17 protein-coding genes are annotated in these 18,331 nt (G+C 67.0%); 10 read left to right on the top strand and 7 right to left on the bottom strand.

The window, feature by feature from the left end; genetic code table 11:
- Positions 1-18 precede the first annotated feature (18 nt).
- On the top strand, positions 19-2,181 hold the full coding sequence (locus tag ABIC78_RS00570; protein WP_354487221.1) for a S9 family peptidase: 2,163 nt from the start codon (positions 19-21) through the stop codon (positions 2,179-2,181).
- 46 nt (positions 2,182-2,227) lie between these two features.
- Here ABIC78_RS00570 and ABIC78_RS00565 read toward each other — a convergent pair whose 3' ends face one another.
- The 3 genes from ABIC78_RS00565 to ABIC78_RS00555 all read right to left on the bottom strand — a co-directional run bounded on the left by ABIC78_RS00565 (position 2,228) and on the right by ABIC78_RS00555 (position 3,703).
- On the bottom strand, positions 2,228-2,656 hold the full coding sequence (locus tag ABIC78_RS00565) for a hypothetical protein (protein ID WP_354487219.1): 429 nt from the start codon (positions 2,654-2,656) through the stop codon (positions 2,228-2,230).
- Between the two features lie 63 nt (positions 2,657-2,719).
- Positions 2,720-3,193, bottom strand: coding sequence for a hypothetical protein (locus ABIC78_RS00560; protein WP_354487217.1), 474 nt, complete (start codon positions 3,191-3,193; stop codon positions 2,720-2,722).
- Between the two features lie 78 nt (positions 3,194-3,271).
- Complete coding sequence (locus ABIC78_RS00555) at positions 3,272-3,703, bottom strand: hypothetical protein (protein WP_354487215.1); 432 nt, start codon at positions 3,701-3,703, stop codon at positions 3,272-3,274.
- Between the two features lie 170 nt (positions 3,704-3,873).
- Here ABIC78_RS00555 and ABIC78_RS00550 point away from each other — a divergent pair, with 170 nt between their 5' ends.
- Together ABIC78_RS00550 and rho are read left to right on the top strand one after the other, a co-directional pair.
- Complete coding sequence (locus ABIC78_RS00550) at positions 3,874-4,317, top strand: CopD family protein (RefSeq protein WP_107716358.1); 444 nt, start codon at positions 3,874-3,876, stop codon at positions 4,315-4,317.
- Positions 4,318-4,532: 215 nt separating this feature from the next.
- Positions 4,533-5,789 (top strand): transcription termination factor Rho, encoded by a 1,257-nt coding sequence (rho, locus tag ABIC78_RS00545; protein WP_022676461.1) that lies wholly within the window; start codon positions 4,533-4,535, stop codon positions 5,787-5,789.
- A gap of 193 nt (positions 5,790-5,982) precedes the next feature.
- Here the strand turns inward: rho and ABIC78_RS00540 are convergent, their stop codons facing one another.
- A complete protein-coding gene (locus ABIC78_RS00540) occupies positions 5,983-6,369 on the bottom strand; it encodes a nuclear transport factor 2 family protein (protein WP_354487212.1) in 387 nt (128 codons plus the stop codon).
- Between the two features lie 221 nt (positions 6,370-6,590).
- Here ABIC78_RS00540 and ABIC78_RS00535 point away from each other — a divergent pair, with 221 nt between their 5' ends.
- The 6 genes from ABIC78_RS00535 (at position 6,591) to ABIC78_RS00510 (ending at position 12,596) form a co-directional block, all read left to right on the top strand.
- Positions 6,591-6,860 (top strand): DUF6489 family protein, encoded by a 270-nt coding sequence (locus ABIC78_RS00535; protein ID WP_022676459.1) that lies wholly within the window; start codon positions 6,591-6,593, stop codon positions 6,858-6,860.
- 50 nt (positions 6,861-6,910) lie between these two features.
- A complete protein-coding gene (gene mnmE, locus ABIC78_RS00530) occupies positions 6,911-8,221 on the top strand; it encodes a tRNA uridine-5-carboxymethylaminomethyl(34) synthesis GTPase MnmE (RefSeq protein WP_354487210.1) in 1,311 nt (436 codons plus the stop codon).
- Between the two features lie 97 nt (positions 8,222-8,318).
- On the top strand, positions 8,319-10,172 hold the full coding sequence (gene mnmG / locus ABIC78_RS00525) for a tRNA uridine-5-carboxymethylaminomethyl(34) synthesis enzyme MnmG (RefSeq protein ID WP_354487208.1): 1,854 nt from the start codon (positions 8,319-8,321) through the stop codon (positions 10,170-10,172).
- Positions 10,169-10,867 carry a 16S rRNA (guanine(527)-N(7))-methyltransferase RsmG gene (gene rsmG / locus ABIC78_RS00520; RefSeq protein ID WP_354487206.1) on the top strand — a complete coding sequence of 233 codons (699 nt, stop codon included), beginning with the start codon at positions 10,169-10,171 and terminating at the stop codon, positions 10,865-10,867. The genes mnmG and rsmG overlap by 4 nt, the downstream gene beginning before the upstream one ends.
- The gene (locus ABIC78_RS00515; RefSeq protein ID WP_022676455.1) at positions 10,864-11,640 is read left to right on the top strand and encodes a ParA family protein; all 777 of its coding nucleotides are present in this window, start codon (positions 10,864-10,866) and stop codon (positions 11,638-11,640) included. The genes rsmG and ABIC78_RS00515 overlap by 4 nt, the downstream gene beginning before the upstream one ends.
- Positions 11,637-12,596, top strand: a complete 960-nt coding sequence (locus ABIC78_RS00510) for a ParB/RepB/Spo0J family partition protein (protein WP_062783219.1) — start codon at positions 11,637-11,639, stop codon at positions 12,594-12,596. The genes ABIC78_RS00515 and ABIC78_RS00510 overlap by 4 nt, the downstream gene beginning before the upstream one ends.
- Here ABIC78_RS00510 and msrC read toward each other — a convergent pair.
- Entirely contained in the window at positions 12,593-13,072 is a 480-nt protein-coding gene (msrC, locus tag ABIC78_RS00505) for a free L-methionine (R)-S-oxide reductase MsrC (protein ID WP_169041485.1), read from the bottom strand. The genes ABIC78_RS00510 and msrC overlap by 4 nt on opposite strands.
- 72 nt (positions 13,073-13,144) lie before the next feature.
- On the opposite strand from msrC, the gene ABIC78_RS00500 reads away from it, so the two are divergent.
- Positions 13,145-14,605, top strand: coding sequence for a PQQ-dependent sugar dehydrogenase (locus ABIC78_RS00500; RefSeq protein WP_354487202.1), 1,461 nt, complete (start codon positions 13,145-13,147; stop codon positions 14,603-14,605).
- 180 nt (positions 14,606-14,785) lie between these two features.
- On the opposite strand, the gene purH is transcribed toward ABIC78_RS00500, so the two are convergent.
- Together purH and ABIC78_RS00490 are read right to left on the bottom strand one after the other, a co-directional pair.
- Positions 14,786-16,375, bottom strand: a complete 1,590-nt coding sequence (gene purH, locus ABIC78_RS00495; RefSeq protein WP_354487200.1) for a bifunctional phosphoribosylaminoimidazolecarboxamide formyltransferase/IMP cyclohydrolase — start codon at positions 16,373-16,375, stop codon at positions 14,786-14,788.
- Positions 16,376-16,386: 11 nt separating this feature from the next.
- Positions 16,387-18,327, bottom strand: coding sequence for a heparinase II/III family protein (locus tag ABIC78_RS00490; RefSeq protein WP_354487198.1), 1,941 nt, complete (start codon positions 18,325-18,327; stop codon positions 16,387-16,389).
- Positions 18,328-18,331: the final 4 nt, after the last annotated feature.

The raw sequence follows: 18,331 nt of genomic DNA, 5'->3' as shown, positions 1-18,331 counted from the left end.
AGGGTACGCATGCGGCCCATGAACAAGCTCACCCACACGCTTTCGCTTGCCGCGCTGGCCCTTGGCGCGGCCCCTCTCGCCCTGGCAGCGACGCCCGCTCCGGCCGTGGCATCCGCATCGGCCGCCGCCGCACCGGCGATGACCGCGCAGGATCTCGTCACGCTGCCACGCCTGGGCAGTTTTGCCGTGTCGCCCGATGGGCGCTTGGCGGCCTACACCGTCACCACCACCGATCCGCACAGCTACAAGCGCAGCACCGCGCTGTGGCTGCTGCCGCTGGGTGGCAAGGGCGCCACGCCGGTCAAGCTGGACTGGCAGGGCAGCATCAGCGATCCCGCCTTTGCCCCCGATGGGCGGCTGTGGTTCCTGTCAGACAAGGATGGCAAGACCGCGCAGGTCTGGTCGGTCCTGCCTGGTGCCGATGGCAGTGCCGGCGGCCCGATCAGGGTTACCGATCTTGCCGCCGAGGTGGCCGGGTTCAAGCTTTCGCCCGATGGCACGCGGCTGGCAGTGTGGGGCGATGTCGCCCGCGCCTGTCCCACGTTTGGCGGTTGCGCCGATCTGCCCCATGGCGATGGCAACACCGGCCTGCCCGGGCCGGGCAGCGGGCGCCTCTATCGCGATGGCGCCGGCTTCGTGCGCCATTGGGATACCTGGGAAACGCCGGGCATCCACAGCCGCATCTTTGCCTTCGCGCTCAAGGGCGGGCAGGTCGATCCGGCATCCGGCCACGCGCTCGATGGCGATCCGGCCAAGGGCGGCCTGGTCGGCGACGCGCCCAGCAAGCCGTTCGGTGATGGCGGCGAACTGACCTGGAGCGCGGATTCCAGCGCGGTGATCTATGCCGCGCGCCAGGCCGATCGCGACGAGCCGCGCTCGACCAATCTCGATCTGTGGTGGGCACCTGTCGATGGCAGCGCGCCGCGCAACCTGACGGCCAGCAACCGTGGCACCGATACCACCCCGGCGGTATCGCCCGATGGCCACTGGCTGGCCTGGGCGGCAATGGCGCGCCCGGGGTACGAGGCCGATCGTCTGGTGATTCAGCTGATGGATCTCAAGACCGGGCGGAGCCGCGCGCTGACCCAGGGCTGGGATCGCTCCGCCGGCTCGTTGGCCTTCACGCCTGACAGCAAGGCCCTGATCGTAACGGCGCAGGACCTGCTCGATACGCCCGCCTTCCGCGTCGATCTCGCTACGGGCAAGCCCACGCGCCTGGCCTTCCAGAAGGGCCGCGAAGGCCACGTTTCGCAGATCGCCATGCTCAAGGGCGGGGCGTTCCTGCTCAAGCGCGATGCCATCGATGCCGCGCCCGAACTCTATCTGGGCAAGCCTGGCCAGCAGGCCAAGCGGCTGACCGATCTGGGCACCACGGCGCTGGCCGGCATGGCCCCGGTGGCGGTGGAGCGGTTCTCTTTTGCGGGGGCCAACGGCGATACGGTGTGGGGCCAGATCCTCAAGCCGGCGGGTGCGGTGGGCAAGCTGCCGACCGTGCTGCTTGTCCATGGCGGGCCGCAGGGCTCGTTCAGCGATGGCTGGTCCACCCGCTGGAACCCGCGCCTGTGGGCAGCGCAGGGCTATGCCGCGATCACCATCGATTTCCACGGATCGACCGGGTACGGCCAGGCCTTTACCGACAGCATCAACCAGGATTGGGGCGGCAAGCCGCTGCAGGACCTCAAGCTCGGCATGGTGGCGGCCGCGGCCAAGGATGGCGCGGTCGATCCCGGCAATGCCTGTGCGGCCGGGGGCAGCTATGGCGGCTACATGATGAACTGGATCGAGGGGCAGTGGCCCGATGGGTTCAAGTGCATCATCCAGCACGATGGCGTGTTTGATGCGCGCGCCATGGCCTATGAAACCGACGAGCTGTGGTTCGACGAATGGGAACACGGTGGGCACCCTTACTACGAGGCGCCCGAAGCCTTTGAAAAGTGGAACCCGGTCAACCACGTGGCGCAGTGGAAGACGCCGATGCTGGTGATCACCAGCGAGAACGACTTCCGCATTCCCTATACCCAGGGCCTGGCCAGCTTTGCCGCGCTGCAACGGCGGGGCATCCCGTCCGAACTGCTGGTCTTCCCCGATGAAAACCATTGGGTGCTCAAGGCCAAGAACTCGCTGCAGTGGCACCAGACCATCTTTGGCTGGATGGCCCGCTGGCTCAAGCCGGCGCAGTGACCCCGGTGTCCCGGTGGCGCCCCATGGCCCGCCACCGGAAACCCGTTCAGAACCGCGCGGTAAGCCCTGCAGCCAGGTTGACGCGGGGTGCCAGCTGCCAGCCCACCACGCGCTGGTATAGCGGCAGCTGGACATGGGCAAAGGCAGAAACCCGCGCCGCCAGGGGCATGCTCAGCCCCGGCGCAAGATAGACCTGCTCGCCTCCGCTGTTTTCGACGTCGGCATTGAGGCCGCTGTCCTGCGCGTTGATCCGCGCATTGATCTGCAACTGCGGCACCACGCGGCCCAGGCCCATCCACTGCACTGCCAGCGAGGCTTCACCGATCGTGCCGGGGCGATAGTCCTGCCGCGCATTGAGTGCGATCTGCGCCTGGGCCTGCACCATCAGCGCCCAATCCCGGCCCAACCGGCGATAGTGATAGGCGCCGATCACCGCCTGGGTGGTGCCGGTGCCCGGCTGCAATCCGCGATCCACTTCCTCGCCCTGTGCCGGGCCGCTGCGGAACGTCTGGTGAAAGCCGCCGGTGGGCAGGATCAGTCAAAACTGCAGCCCGGTCACGCCGCTGGGTGTCGACAGGCCCTGCCAGCGCGCCGTTACCCGGATATCGCCCAGGCCATGGGTGCGTGAGCGGCTTTCGCCGTCGGTATCTTCGGCAATGGTCGCATGGGGGCGGATGATCAGCGGCACGGCCACGTTGATGCCCCAATCGCTGGCAAACTGCCGGTCATAGCTGGCGGTGACGTAGACGTTGTCGGTCCAGCGTTCGATCTCGCGATCGTTGGGAACGGTCAGCTGGCTGGTATCGACCTTGCTGGTGCCGGTGCGCAACTGGCTTTGCGGCACATAATCCACCCGCAGCGTGGCGGCCTGGCCGGGCTGGGTGACCAGCCCCTGGTTGAGCCAGTCAGACGTGAACGTGCAGCCGCAGCTGGCACAGGCCAGCGCTGGGGTGGACGACAGCGCAAGGGCAAAGGGCGCAGCCGCAAGGGCGCGCGAAAACAGGCGTGGCATGGATCGGATATCCCGACAGGCGGCCCCGCCACCGATGCAGCGCGGGCCGGAAAAACAAAAATGCTCGGTGTGCTTGGCTTAGCCGAAGGCGCCTTGCGGCGGCGCCCGCGCCGGCGGCCGCGTGCGGGCAATCGCCGCCAGCATCAGGGCCGCCACCAGCGCCGGCGCGATGGGCGCAATCAGCGAGGGCGCCAGGGGCAGGGCGGGGGCCTCTCCACCCCCCATCATGGCATTGGCCAGCACGCCGAAGGCGCAGGGACCGGGATTGGCCGTGCCGTCGGTCTTGCCGGGATGGCTGGTGGGCAGAATGATCGTGCGCCGGTTCGCTTTGCTCACGTCAGCGCCAAGTGGGCCGCTGCCATCACACAGCGCCACGACGATGCCGCGCGCGCCGTTGGGCACCGGCATCATCCCCGGCGGGATCAGCACGCGCAGGCCGAGCACCAGCGCCAGGATCATCAGACCCAGGCGCGGATGGCGCATCAGCAATCGGCGGCCTGCCTGCAACACGTGGCGTCCCCCTCATTGGCTCGCCTGCTTGCGCCCCTCCTACCCGAGCGGGCAAGGTTCTTGCAATCATCGCCGCAAAGGCCGAGATGCTGTGGAGCCGTTCGGCGTGCCGCACGTTGCCCGTCGAAAGGCCCGTTCCCGTCCCCCTCGCGCAACGCTAGAAGACCCTCATGCTCCAGGTGCTCTCGATGCTCTATCTCTGGCTCAAGGCTGGCCACGTCATCTTCGTGATCTTCTGGATGGCCGGGCTGTTCATGCTGCCCCGCCTGTTCGTCTATCACCAGGAAACGCCGGTCAATTCTCCCGAAAACGCGGTGTGGACCGATCGCGAGCGCAAGCTGATGAAGATCATCATGGCGCCCAGCGTGGCGGTGGTGTGGATTCTCGGGCTTGCCATGGCGATCACCGGCGGCTGGTTCACCCAGGGCTGGCTCCATGCCAAGCTGCTGCTGGTGGTGGCGCTGACCGGCTATCACATCTGGCTCGCCCGCTATCATCGCGCCTTGGCGCGGGGCGAACGCCGTCTCACCGGCAAGCAGCTGCGCCTGCTGAACGAAGTGCCCGGCGTGCTCGGCGCGATCATCGTCATCCTGGTGATCATCAAGCCGTTCTGAGCGACGGCGTACATGGCGGCGGCCAGGCCCAGCGCTGGCCGCAAGCCCCGCACCCTTCACCAATCCTCAATTGACGCCGGGCTTTTCCCGGCATAACGCACATCTCGACCGGCACATACCCGGGCGCGCACTGGCGCGCTCACGGCCTGCTTTCTCCAAGCCCATCGGCCCGCCGGCCATTTTTCCAGCCTATTTCCGCTTACGGAACACACGCAATGCATCTGAAAGAACTCAAAAAGAAAACCCCCGCCGAGCTGGTCGAAATGGCCGAAGAGCTGGGCGTGGAAGGCGCTAGCACGATGCGCCGCCAGGATCTGATGTTCGCCATCCTCAAGGAAGTGGCCGAAGACGGGGAAGAAATCCTCGGCATCGGCACGATCGAGGTTCTGCCCGACGGCTTCGGCTTCCTGCGCAGCCCGGAAGCCAACTATCTCGCCGGCCCGGACGACATCTATGTCTCGCCCAACCAGGTCCGCAAATGGGGCCTGCGCACGGGTGATACCGTGGAAGGCGAAATCCGCGCCCCCAAGGATGGCGAGCGCTATTTCGCCATCACCCGCCTGATGAAGGTGAACTTCGACGAGCCGGAGGCCGTGCGCCACCGCGTCAACTTCGACAACCTCACCCCGCTTTATCCCAACGAGCGCCTCAAGCTCGACACGCTCGATCCCACGGTCAAGGACAAGTCTGCCCGCGTGATCGATCTGGTCAGCCCGCAGGGCAAGGGCCAGCGCGCGCTGATCGTGGCGCCGCCGCGCACCGGCAAGACCGTGCTGCTGCAGAACATGGCCAAGGCGATCACCGACAACCACCCGGAAGTGTTCCTGCTGGTCCTGCTGGTCGACGAACGCCCCGAAGAAGTGACCGACATGCAGCGCTCGGTGAAGGGCGAGGTCATCTCCTCCACCTTCGACGAACCGGCCACGCGCCACGTGCAGGTTGCCGAAATGGTCATCGAAAAGGCCAAGCGCCTGGTCGAACACAAGCGCGACGTGGTGATCCTGCTCGACTCGATCACGCGTCTTGGCCGCGCCTATAACACCGTCGTTCCCTCGTCGGGCAAGGTGCTGACCGGCGGTGTTGACGCCAACGCTCTGCAGCGCCCCAAGCGCTTCTTCGGCGCGGCGCGCAACATCGAGGAAGGTGGCTCGCTCTCGATCATCGCCACCGCGCTGATCGACACCGGCAGCCGCATGGACGAAGTGATCTTTGAAGAGTTCAAGGGCACCGGCAACTCGGAAATCGTGCTCGACCGCAAGGTCGCCGATAAGCGCATCTTCCCCGCGCTCGACGTGGGCAAGAGCGGCACGCGCAAGGAAGAACTCCTGGTGCCGCGCGACCAGCTCAGCAAGATGTGGGTGCTGCGCCGCATCCTCATGCAGATGGGCACGGTCGACGCGATGGAATTCCTGCTCGACAAGATGAAGGATTCCAAAACCAACGAAGACTTCTTCGCCACGATGAACCAGTAATCCCGCCAAGGGTTTGCTGCGCACAAAAAGGGGTGGAGGCAGCCAGGCCTTCCACCCCTTTTTGCGTCCGGTCTGGCGATGGGGTGAGGGCTTCGACAAGCTCAGCCCGAACGGAAACAGCCGTATGGACGGTCCCAGCCTCCGTTCGCCCTGAGCCTGTCGAAGGGCGCTGGCACAAACGCCCCAATCATTCTCAACCGTCTTCCAGCGCCTCGGCCATCTTGCGCCACAGCAGGTCTGCCGCAGCAAACGGGCGCACCATCACTTTGGCATCGACGATCCGCCCTTCGAGATCGAAGCGCAGCAGGTGCACGCCGTTCATCGCCACACCATCGAGCGTCGCCTCGAACTCCAGCGCCGCTTCCGGGCCATCGGCCAGTTCGCGCACATAGGCAAAGCGTCCCAAGGCCAGGATGCGGCAAGCGGCCGACAGGTGCAGCGCCACCGCCTCGCGGCCCACCTGCGGGGTGTGCAGCACCGGCGAGTGAAACACGGCATCGTCAGCCAGGAGTTCGGTGAGCAGGTCTTCGGGGCATCCCGCAAGCATGGCGCGGTGCCAGGCGGCCAATCCAAGCTGCATGATACGTCTCCCCAGCCAAGGGCGCGCGACTGCCGGCACCCGGCATGTTCCACGTGAAACAACGCGTGGCCGGGCGCATTGATCCGGCGCAACGCGGCATGGGCAAGCCTGCAGCGGTTGATCGGTCGCGATACCGTTTCGGTCGATCATGGGCTTGGCGTGCCTGGCCGACTGTGACACCTTCCGTGCCGCAAGCCACGACAAATTCCCGGGAGCAGGCCATGAAAGTGAATGTCGAGATCGAATGCAGCCCGGAAGAGGCCCGCCGCTTTCTCGGCCTGCCAGACGTATCGAAAGCCAATGACGTCTATGTCGATGCCGTGGCCAAGGCGATGCAGGGCGTAAGCAGCGTGGACCAACTCCAAGGCTATGCCAAGCAACTGGCGCCGATGGGCGAAATCGGCCTCAAGCTGTTCCAGCAGTTCATGGAGCAGGGCGCCGGGGCGGCCATGGCTGGCTTCAAGGCCGGCATGGGCGGCGACAAGAAGTAGGCACCGCCGAGATGTAGGCACTGGGCACGCCGCGTGATAAGCGGCGCGGCATGAGCGACAACCCGACGATCTTCGCCCTCAGTTCCGGGGCGCCGCCGGCCGGCATTGCCGTGGTGCGGATCAGTGGCCCGGCCGCGGGCACGGCCTTGGCGGCTTTGGCCGGCAGCCTGCCCATCCCGCGCCGCGCCACGTTTCGCCGGCTGGTCGATCCTGCCGATGGCGCCTTGCTCGATGCCACCATGGTGTTGTGGTTGCCCGGCCCGCACACCGCCACCGGCGAAGACAGTGCCGAGCTTCATCTCCACGGCGGGCGTGCCGTGGTTCAGGCCGTGCTTGCCGCGCTCGCTCGCTTGCCTGGCCTTCGCGCGGCCGAGGCGGGGGAGTTCACCCGCCGTGCGTTCCTCAATGGCCGCATCGATCTCAACGAGGCCGAAGGTCTCGCCGATCTGCTCAATGCCGAAACCGAATTGCAGCGGCGCAGTGCTCTGGCGATGGCCGATGGCGCGCTGTCCCGTCAGGTCGAGGATTGGCGCCAGGGTGTCTTGATGCTTTCTGCCCAGCTTGAGGCACTGCTCGACTTTTCCGATGAGGATGACGTTGGTGAAGGCGTGGCCTTGCTGCCGCCCGGCTTCAGCGATCAAGCCACAACCTTGGCGACGCAGATCGCCACTTGGCTTGCCCGCCCCCGTGCCGAGCCTTTGCGCGAAGGGTTCCGCGTGGTTCTCGCCGGCCCACCCAATGCAGGCAAATCCACCCTGTTCAACGCTCTGGTCGAGGCGGAGGCGGCGATCACCGCGGCCGAACCTGGCACGACGCGTGACGTGCTGACGCGCAGCGTGGCGATCGATGGCGTGCCGTTCACCTTTGCCGACACCGCCGGCTTGCGCGACGAGGGCGCGGGCGAGATCGAGCGGATCGGCATTGCTCGCGCCCGGGCAGAGGCGGCCCGCGCCGACCTGATCCTGTGGCTCGGGCCGGAAGGGGCAGGGCCAGCTGGCAATGCCGTGCCGCTGTGGGAATTGTCCGCCCGCGCCGATGATCCTGCCGCCCCTGCCAAGGCCGCACCGCGCCATCGTCTCTCGGCGCACACCGGTGAGGGGCTCGACGCCTTGCGCCGTGATCTTGTCGCCCATGCCCGCGCCACCCTGCCCGCACCGGGAGAGGCAGCGCTCAACGCGCGGCAGCATGCGTTTCTTTCGCAGGTGCACAATAGCTTGGCAGCGGCGGGAAGGGAGCGTGATCCGCTGCTGGCGGCCGAGCACTTGCGCCTGGCCCGCCGCGCGCTGGATGGGTTGACGGGCCGTGCTGGCACCGAAGACATGCTCGATGCGCTGTTCGGGCGCTTCTGCATCGGCAAATAGGCGAACGGGTTTTTCACGCGGCGCAAATCTCCCCTCCGCATGTTTCACGTGAAACACAAGTTTGACCCAAGGCGCGCAGAGCGATAGGGCAGAGCGCATGCATTCCTTCGACATCATTGTGGTCGGCGGCGGCCATGCCGGCGTCGAGGCGGCCTGCGTGGCGGCGCGCATGGGTGCGCGCACCGCGCTGGTCAGCTTCGATCCCGACAAGATTGGCGCGATGAGCTGCAACCCGGCGATCGGCGGCTTGGGCAAGGGACACCTCGTGCGCGAGGTTGATGCCTTTGATGGCGTCATCGCGCGGGCGGCCGACGCCGGCGCGATTCATTATCGCATGCTCAATCGCTCCAAGGGCAGCGCCGTGCAGGGGCCGCGTGTCCAGGCTGATCGCAAGCGGTTCAAGGCGGCGGTCCAGGCGGTGGTGAACAGCCAAGCCGGTCTCACCGTCGTTCCGGGCGAAGCAGCCGCGCTGCGCCTGGCCGGTGGCCGCGTAGTCGGCATCGACCTCGCCGATGGATCCATTTTGGAGGGATCGGCCGTGGTGCTGTGCACCGGCACGTTCCTGGGCGCGCGCCTGTTCCGAGGCGAAGAGCGGATGGAAGGTGGCCGCATCGGCGAAGACGCCGCCCATCGTCTGGCGGCCCAGCTGCGCGATGCCGCCCTGCCGATGGCCCGGCTCAAGACCGGCACACCGCCGCGCCTGGATGGCCGCACCATCGATTGGGCCCGGCTGGAAGAGCAGCACAGCGATACCGATCCATGGACGATGTCGCCGCTCACGCGCGCGCGCCCGCTGCCGCAGATCTTTTGCGGGATCAGCCGCACCAATGCGCAGACCCACGATATAATCCGCAGCGGCCTGGATCGCTCGCCGCTGTTCACCGGCGCGATCGGCGCGCGCGGTCCGCGCTATTGCCCGTCGATCGAAGACAAGATTCACCGCTTTGCCGATCGCGACAGCCATCAGGTCTTCCTCGAACCCGAGGGGCTGGACGATCACCTGGTCTATCCCAATGGTCTGTCGACCTCGCTGCCCGCCGATGTGCAACTGGCGATGATGCGCTCGATGGAAGGGTTGGAGCAGGTTGCTATCGTTGTGCCCGGCTATGCCGTGGAGTACGATCATATCGATCCGCGTGCGCTGCGCCCCAGCCTGGAAGTGCGCGCCATGCCTAGCCTCTATTGCGCCGGGCAGATCAACGGAACCACCGGCTATGAAGAGGCCGCTGCGCAGGGACTGGTCGCGGGCATGCACGCCGCTGCCGCCGTGCTGGGCACCGCGCCCGCAGCGCTCGATCGTGGATCGAGCTATATGGCGGTGATGATCGATGACCTGACGCTGCACGGGGTGAGCGAGCCCTATCGCATGCTTACCGCGCGGGCCGAATATCGCCTGCGCCTGCGCGCCAACAATGCCACCACGCGGCTGACGCCCTTGGCGATTGCGGCGGGCTGTGTCGGTGATGAGCGCCGCGCCTGGTTCGAACGGCGGCTCGACGCGCGGGCCAGGCTGGAAGAGGGACTGGCCCAGGAAACCACCCCGAGCGAGATGGCACGCGCCGGCCTGGCGGTTCGCGCCGATGGTGCGCGGCGCAGCCTGATGGAGTGGTTGCGCTTCCCCGAAGTGACGCTGGCGGGCCTTGCCCCTTGGCTGGCCGAGGCCATGCCCGACGACGCCTTGCTGGTCGAGGAAGTGGAAGAGGACGCTGCCTATGCGCCCTACCTCGCGCGGCAGGAAGCGGAGCTGCGCGACCTGCGCGCCAACGAGACCGTGCCGCTGGGCGAGGATTTTCCCTATGATCGCGTGCCCGGGCTTTCCGCCGAAATGGTCGAACGCCTGAGCGCGGCCCGGCCGGAAACCTTGGCAGCCGCCGGCCGTCTGGCGGGGATCACCCCGGCCGCGCTGGCCAGCCTGCTCGTCCATGCCCGTCGCCGCATGGTGGCAGCATGACCGCCATGATCGAGAGCGAGGCGCAAGCCCAGGACTGGCTGCGCCAGACGCTGGGCACCGATGACGCCACGATGGCGCGCCTGGACCGGTTGGTTGAACTGCTGGTGGCGGAGAATGAGCGGCAGAACCTGATCGCGCGCGGCACCATTCCCATGGTGTGGCAGCGCCACATCGTCGACAGCGCCCAGCTGCTGACTGTTCCACGTGAAACATTGCCCAAGGGCGCATGGCTCGATCTGGGCACCGGCGCTGGCTTTCCCGGCCTGGTGATCGCCGCCCTGCAACCGCAGCGGCCGGTGACGCTGGTCGATTCGCGCCGGTTGCGTACCGAATGGCTGGCGCGCGCGGCGGCGGAGCTTGGGCTGTCGCACGTCAACGTCGTGCTTTCACGCGTCGAAGACTTGCCCAATCAGACCTACGCCGTTCTTTCCGCGCGCGCATTTGCGCCGCTTGACAAGTTGCTGACGATTTCTTCGCGTTTTTCCACACCGGAAACGATGTGGTTGCTGCCAAAAGGGGCGAAGGCTGCGCAAGAAGTGGCTATACTGCCTGAAACCTGGCGCCATGTGTTTCACGTGGAACAATCGCTGACCGATCCCGCCGCTGGTGTGATCGCCGGTCGCTTGCTGGGTGGCCATCCCCCGAAGCCTGCCCGCCAGTCGGGCGCAGCTTCCCAACGAGGCTCCCGTCGATGATCACCATCGCCATTGCGAATCAGAAGGGCGGCGTGGGCAAGACCACCACCGCTATCAATATCGCGACCGCGCTTGCCGCCACTGGCTGGAAAGTGCTGCTGGTTGACCTTGACCCGCAAGGCAATGCCTCCACCGGGATCGGACTCAACGCCGCCGATCGCGAGCGGTCTTCCTATGACATGCTGATCGACGGGGCAGGGGTGGCGGAATGCGCTGTGCCCACCCGCATTCCCGGCCTCGATATCATCCCCGCCACGGTGGACCTGTCCGGCGCCGAGGTGGAGCTGGTCAGCGTGGATGATCGCACCGGCCGTCTGCGTGCTGCACTGCACCGTGATACGACGCACGAAATCTGCCTGATCGATTGTCCGCCCAGCCTGGGCCTGCTGACGCTTAACGCCATGGCAGCAGCCGATAGCCTGATGGTTCCGCTGCAGTGCGAATTCTTTGCGCTGGAAGGGCTTAGCCAGCTTTTGCAGACGGTGGAGCGGGTGCAGGAACGCTTCAATCCCGATCTCGGCATCCTGGGCATCGTGCTGACCATGTACGATCGCCGCAACCGGCTGACCGACCAGGTGGCCGACGATGTGCGGTCGTGCCTGCGCGATCTCGTGTTCGAATCGGTGATTCCGCGCAACGTGCGCCTGTCCGAGGCGCCCAGCCACGGGCTGCCGGCGCTGATCTATGACCATGCCTGCTCGGGATCGCAGGCCTACATGAAACTGGCGCGCGAGCTGATCGGGCGCCTGCCGGAACGGAGGAAGGCGGCATGAGCGGCGAAGACGGCGTCAAGGCACCGGTAAAGCGCGCCGCATTGGGCCGGGGGCTGGGCGCCTTGCTGGGCGAGACCCGGCGCGAGGAATCGCTGGTCCGTCCGGCGTCCGCCGCAACCGGTGGCACGCCTGCGGCCGCAGCCCCGGCGCGGGCCACCACCGGCGTCGCGCTGCTGTCGGTGGCCGAGATCGAGCCGCACCCCGATCAGCCGCGCCGCCATTTCGATGAAGAGGCGCTGGACGAACTGGCCCAGTCGATCGCCGCGCGTGGCGTGATTCAGCCGGTGATCGTGCGTCCCATGGCCGGTGGCCGCTATCAGCTGGTGGCGGGCGAACGCCGCTGGCGTGCGGCGCAGCGTGCCCGCGTGCACGAAATCCCCGCGATCGTCCGCCAGCTTGACGAGCGCGAGGTGACTGCCCTGGCGCTGATCGAAAACCTGCAGCGCGAAGACCTCAACCCCGTGGAAGAGGCCCGCGCCTATCAGCGCCTGTCCGATAACGACGGGCTGACCCAGCAGGAAATCGCCCGCTTTGTTGACAAGTCGCGCAGCCATGTCGCCAATCTCATGCGGCTGCTCTCGCTGCCTGAGGAAGTGCTGGACATGGTCCAGCGCGATGACCTGTCGATGGGCCATGCCCGTGCCTTGGCGGTCGTGCCCGATCCACTGCCGCTGGCGCAGGAAATCATCGCCAAGGGCCTTTCGGTGCGCGATGCCGAGCGCATGGCCAAGCGCGCAACCAAGCCGGAAAGTGGCCCGCGCCGCGCCCGCGCCGAACGCGATCCGTCAGACAGCGCCGATATCGCCGCCGTGCAGGCCCATGTGGAGGAATTCCTCGGCCTCAAGGTGACGATCAATGCCGATGCCGATCCACGCACCGGCAATGTCGTGATCCGCTACAAGACGCTCGACCAGCTTGACCTGATCTGCCAGCGGTTGACTGGCGGCGCGATTTAAACCGCGCCGGCCAGCACGGCCGCCAAAGCCTCGATCCCGCGCGCGTCTTCCTCGTCGAACCGGGCGAGGGTGGGGCTGTCGAGGTCGATCACCGCGATCACCACGCCGTCGCGCTTGATCGGCACGACCAGTTCAGAGGCGCTGGCCGCGTCGCAGGCGATATGGCCGGGGAAGGCGTGGACATCGCGCACCAGCTGCGTTTCGCCAGTAGCCGCGGCGGTGCCACACACGCCCTGACCCAGTGGAATGCGGATGCAGGCCGGCTTGCCGGCAAACGGGCCGAGCACCAGGGTATCGCCGATCAGGCGATAGAACCCGGTCCAGTTGCAATCGGGCAGGGCCAGCGCCAGCAGCGCGGCGACATTGGCCATGTTGGCCACGCCATCGCTTTCGCCATGGATCAGCCCGCGCGCGGCCGCGACGAGATCGGCATAGAGGGTGGGCTTGTCAGCGCTATCGAATTGAAAATCGTACATGGCGGTGGGGCTTAGCGCATTTCCCGCAAGCTGTCATTGCAGCGAAGCCCTGGCCGCCCTAGTTTGCCCGGCATGAGCACCCTCAAGAAGTTCCTCATCGCCCTTGGCCTGCTGGTGATCGCGATTGGCGCGTTCCTGGTCTGGGCCATCCGTGGCCCGGCCGGCCAATATACCACCGACGAAACCTCGGGCCCCCATCCCAAGATGGCCGAGCCTTCGCCGCAGACCATTCCCGGCGTCGGCATTGCCAAGCCGATCGGGTGGCAGGCGGGCGAAGCGCCGGTGGCCGCGCAGGGGCTGGTCGTCACCCGCTTTGCCGATGGTCTGGACCACCCGCGCACGCTGGCGGTCCTGCCCAATGGCGACGTGCTGACCGCTGAAACCAATGCGCCCGCGGGTGATCATGGTGGCGGCGGCCTCACCGGGCTGGTGGCCGGCTTCCTGTTCAGCCAGGCCGGTGCGGGCGAGCCTTCGCCCAACAAGATCGTGGTGTTGCGCGATAACGGCAGCGGCAAGGCGAGCCAGCGCTTCGTGATGGAAAATCCGGCGCTGGATTCGCCGTTCGGCATGGTGTGGCGCGACGGCCGGCTCTATGTCGCCAACCACAATGGCGTGGTGTCGTGGCCATTCCAGCCGGGGCAGACCAACCTGCCGGGCAAGCCGGAAAAGCTGATGGACCTGCCGCCAGCCGGCATGCACTGGGCACGCAACCTGGCGCTCAGCCCCGATGGCCAGCGGCTCTACATCTCGGTCGGTTCGGGCAGCAATATCGCTGAAAACGGCATCGATGCCGAGGCGCAGCGTGCCGCGATCTTCGAATATGATTTCGACAAGCACCGCGTGCGCCAGTTTGCCGGCGGGATGCGCAATCCCAACGGCATGGATTTCAATCCCTATACCGGCGAACTCTGGGCCGTGGTGAACGAGCGCGACATGCTCGGCCCCGATCTCGTGCCCGATTACCTCACCAACGTGCCGCTCGGCGCGCAGTATGGCTGGCCCTGGGTCTACTGGAAGAAGTACATCGACTGGCGCGTGAACGAGCCGATGCCCGAGTACCTGATGGAATACGTGCGCAAGCCGGAATACGGTCTGGGCGCCCATGTCGCGCCGCTCGGCCTGGCCTTTGCGCGCGGCGGCAATACCATGGGCGATCGCTTTGCCGGGGGCGCCTTCATCGCTCGTCACGGTTCGTGGAACCGCCGCCCGCTCGCTGGCTATGACGTGGTCTTCGTGCGGTTCGACAGCCACGGCAATGTGCTGCCGGCCCCGCCTGCGCCCGTGCTCACCGGCTTCCTCACCAAGGACAACAAGGCCCATGGCCGTCCCACCTGGGTGGCCTTTGCCAAGGACGGCGCCCTGCTGGTCAGCGACGATGTGGGCGGCGTGATCTGGCGCGTCACCGCGCCGGGCGCCAAGCCGGCCCCGGCGATTACCCAGATCGCCGATACCCCGCTGCCGCCCAAGCCGCCGATGGGCAAGATCCGCATCCAGGAGAACCCGGATTCGGTGCTCAACAAGCCGCAGCCGTAACAATGGGCTCCCCTCCCGCGTGCGGGAGGGGGTGGGGGAGGGCGTGTCGCTTTCTCCACCAGCGGTTCGGGAGGGGCCAAACATTCCCTCCCCCGGCCCCTCCCGCCAGCGGGAGGGGAGCAAAGAAAAGGGGGCGGTGCCGCGTGGCACCGCCCCCTTTTTGCGTTCCGAAATCCGCGATCAGTGGCGGAAGTGGCGCATCCCGGTAAAGACCATGGCCAGGCCCGCTTCATCGGCGGCCTTGATCACGTCTTCGTCGCGGATCGAGCCGCCGGGCTGGATCACCATCGTCGCGCCCGCTTCCACCGCAGCCATCAGGCCATCGGCAAAGGGGAAGAACGCGTCAGAGGCAACGGCCGAGCCCACCGTGCGGGCTTCGCTCCAGCCATGGGTCTGGGCCGCTTCCTGGGCCTTGGCGGCGGCAATGCGGCTGCTGTCGCGGCGGTTCATCTGGCCCGCGCCGATGCCGGCGGTCACGCCATCCTTGGCATAGACGATGGCGTTAGACTTCACGTGCTTGGCCACGGTCCAGGCAAACAGCGCGTCCTTGAGTTCCTGCTCGGTCGGCGCGCGCTGCGTCACGACCTTGAGGTCGTCCGCCGTGATCGCACCATTGTCGCGGTCCTGCACCAGCAGGCCGCCGGCGATCGGCACGGTCACCAGGCCGGCGCGATGCGCGTCGGGCAGTTCGTTGACCAGCAGCAGGCGCAGGTTCTTCTTGCGGGCAAACGCCTCGCGCGCGGCGGCATCGGCACCGGGGGCCACGACCACTTCGGTGAAGATTTCGCAGATCGCATTGGCGGTGGGGCCGTCGAGCGGCTGGTTGACCGCCACGATGCCGCCAAAGGCCGAGACGCTGTCGCACGCCAGGGCAGCCTGCCAGGCGTCGAGCAGCGTATCCGCGCTGGCCACGCCGCAGGGATTGGCATGCTTGACGATCACCACCGTGGGCTTGTCGGTGGCAAATTCCGCCACCAGTTCGAGCGCGGCATTGGCATCGTTATAATTGTTGTACGACAGTTCCTTGCCCTGGATCTGCTCGGCCTGGGGCAGGCCGGCAACCGTGGCGCGGCGCGGTACATAGAGCGCGGCGGACTGGTGCGGGTTTTCGCCATAGCGCAGCGTGGTCACCAGGCTGTGCGCGCTGGCCAGCGTGGCGGGGAAATGCTGCTGCTGGTCCACGGAGGCAAACCACGTGGCAATCGCCGAATCATAGGCGGCCGTGGTGGCATAGGCCTTGGCCGCCATGGCGCGGCGGAAGGGCAGGGTGGTCTTGCCGCCGGTCTGCGCCAGTTCAGCGATCACCGTGGCATAGTCAGCCGGATCGGTGAGGATCGTGACGTAATCGTGGTTCTTGGCGGCCGAGCGCACCATCGAGGGGCCGCCGATGTCGATGTTCTCGATCACTTCGTCGCGGTCCGCGCCCTTGGCCACGGTCGCTTCGAACGGATAGAGGTTCACGACGACAAGGTCGATCGCGCCGATTTCGTGTTCGGCCATGCTGGCGGCATGCTCGGCATTGTCGCGCACGGCCAGAAGGCCGCCGTGCACCTTGGGGTGCAGCGTCTTGACGCGGCCATCCATCATTTCGGGAAAGCCGGTCAGTTCCGAAATGTCCTTCACCGCCAGGCCCGCCTCGCGCAGCGCCTTGGCCGTGCCGCCGGTGGAAACCAGTTCCACGCCGTGTGCGGCCAGTGCCTGGCCCAGGTCAACCAGGCCGGTCTTGTCAGACACCGAAAGCAGCGCCCGCCGGATCGTCACATCGCTCACGTTGAAAATTCCTATCTCATCTTCTTGAGCAGCCAGGAGAAACTCTCTCCGCTGCGCGGGATCTTGGCCGTGATGACAAGCTGGCGCGTGCCCAGCGGGCGGCCCAACCCATCGGCCCAGAGCGATTCCTCGATCGTCACCGGCTCACGCCCCGAACGGAACTGCCACAGGCCGCCATCGGGCAGGGCAAGGGTAACGCCAAGGCCGTCCTGGCCCTGCGCCAGCTCGATATGCGGGCCAAGGTGGAAGCGCAAGGCAACACCGATCATGCCACGCTTGCCTTTCTTGCCGTGCGGCACCAGCAGGTCTTCACCGCGCAGTTCGGTGCCATCATCGCGCAGGATCAGGATGCGCTGATGCATCAGGCCATAGCGGCTGACATAGCCGTTGTGGCTCGCCTCGATCCGGGTGGCAGACTGGCCCATCGGGCCGGGCGCCGTGGCGGCATAGCTGCCATCGGCCTGCAGCGTGCGGCGGTCCACTTCCACTTCGGAAACGCCGCTGCCCAGCTTGCCGTTGATCAGCACGGCAGTGGAATTGAAATCGTCGATCGTCAGCGTGGAATGGGCCGCCGTGGCGCGCAGGCCCTGCGCGAGGCGCAGCGGGATCAGCCCGCCGGCAAAGGCCGCGCCGCCGCAATTGACGATCAGTCGCTCGGCGCCATGGCTGAATTCGAACGCCAGGGTAGAGGCACAGCCTTCGCGCGCGTGGCGGGCGATCGGCGGCGGCGCGGCATCGAGCAGCAGGACCGACTTGCCCGCCGTAATGCGCTGGTAGCCCCATTGCCGGGCATCGCGCAGCGGCCGGGTGCGCACGCCACTGGCCTTGATCAGCGTGGCGATATGGTCGGCTTGTACCGCGCCCGCGCCCTGCCAGCTGCCCAGCGCGCCATCGCCGTGCAGCAGCGCGAGCAGCGGCGGGACCAGCAGCGACAGGATCGTTTCGATCTGCTGCGGCGGATCGCGGCGCACGGCGGCATAGCAGGCTTTGAGCCGCACCAGGATGGTAATCGCCTCGATCTGGCCCAGCGGGCTGCGCGACAGCACGCCGCCATCATCGCCCACCATGTCACCAAGTGCGCGGATCAGCCCGGCCTCGCCAAACAGGCGGCGCGGGCCACCATCGGCCATCAGCAGCCCGGCGGCGGTGATCGCCGCCCAGCCGGCCACTTCGCCCAGCTTGTCATCCGCACGGGTGACATGGCGATCGAGCCAGCGGGCGGTTTCGGCCATGGCGTGCAGCACACGGCTGCGAAACTTCTTGTCGTTGCCCGACAGCAGCAGCGGCGCGTGGATCAGCCAGGTGAGCAGGCGGTGGCCGGTATGCCCCACATCCCACGCCGGGCTGGCATTGGGCTGGGGATTGGCATTGAGCCACATGCCCAGCACGCGTTCGGCCACGGGGGTGCATTGCGCGCGTGGTCCACTGGCCTCCAGATCGGGCAGCCAGGCAAAGCCATGCACCATCCGCTCGAACGGCGGCGGCAGGCGTGGCCCGGTGAACTCAGTATCGGCAATCGGGGTCTTCATGCCGTGGACCAGGAAATGCCCCGCGCGCAATGCCTTGCCTGCGCCGGAATCGCCCGGAAGCGGGTTGCTGACCGTCGCCGTCAGGCGCGGGCGAGAACGCTTGCGAAAGGGTTGCAGCGCGGCGGCCGGCAGCCCCAGGCGATAGGCAAAGCGCATGAAGCGCTCGCCCGCGCTGACCGGGGGCGGAGAGAAATCCGCCAGCGCCAGGGCGCGGCCGGGCTCCACCACTTCGGGGCGCAGCGGCATGTCTTCGTCGGCGGGCATCGGCGGCAGGGGGCGGACCACAGCAGCAGCGGCAGCCGCATCGCGCCGCAACGGTTCGCTTTCCAGCCCCAGGGGCAGGGCGGGGCTGGCTTCGTCCGCCGAAATGGCCTTGCCCTTGGCGGGCTGGCCGGGTGCGATGGAGAAGCCTGGTTCGCCCACGGGG

It is taken from the genome of Novosphingobium sp. 1529 (assembly GCF_040544855.1).
Lineage (GTDB): Bacteria > Pseudomonadota > Alphaproteobacteria > Sphingomonadales > Sphingomonadaceae > Novosphingobium > Novosphingobium capsulatum.
The sequence above is the reverse complement of the archived record's forward strand: the minus strand, read 5'-3'. Positions and strand labels throughout refer to the sequence as shown.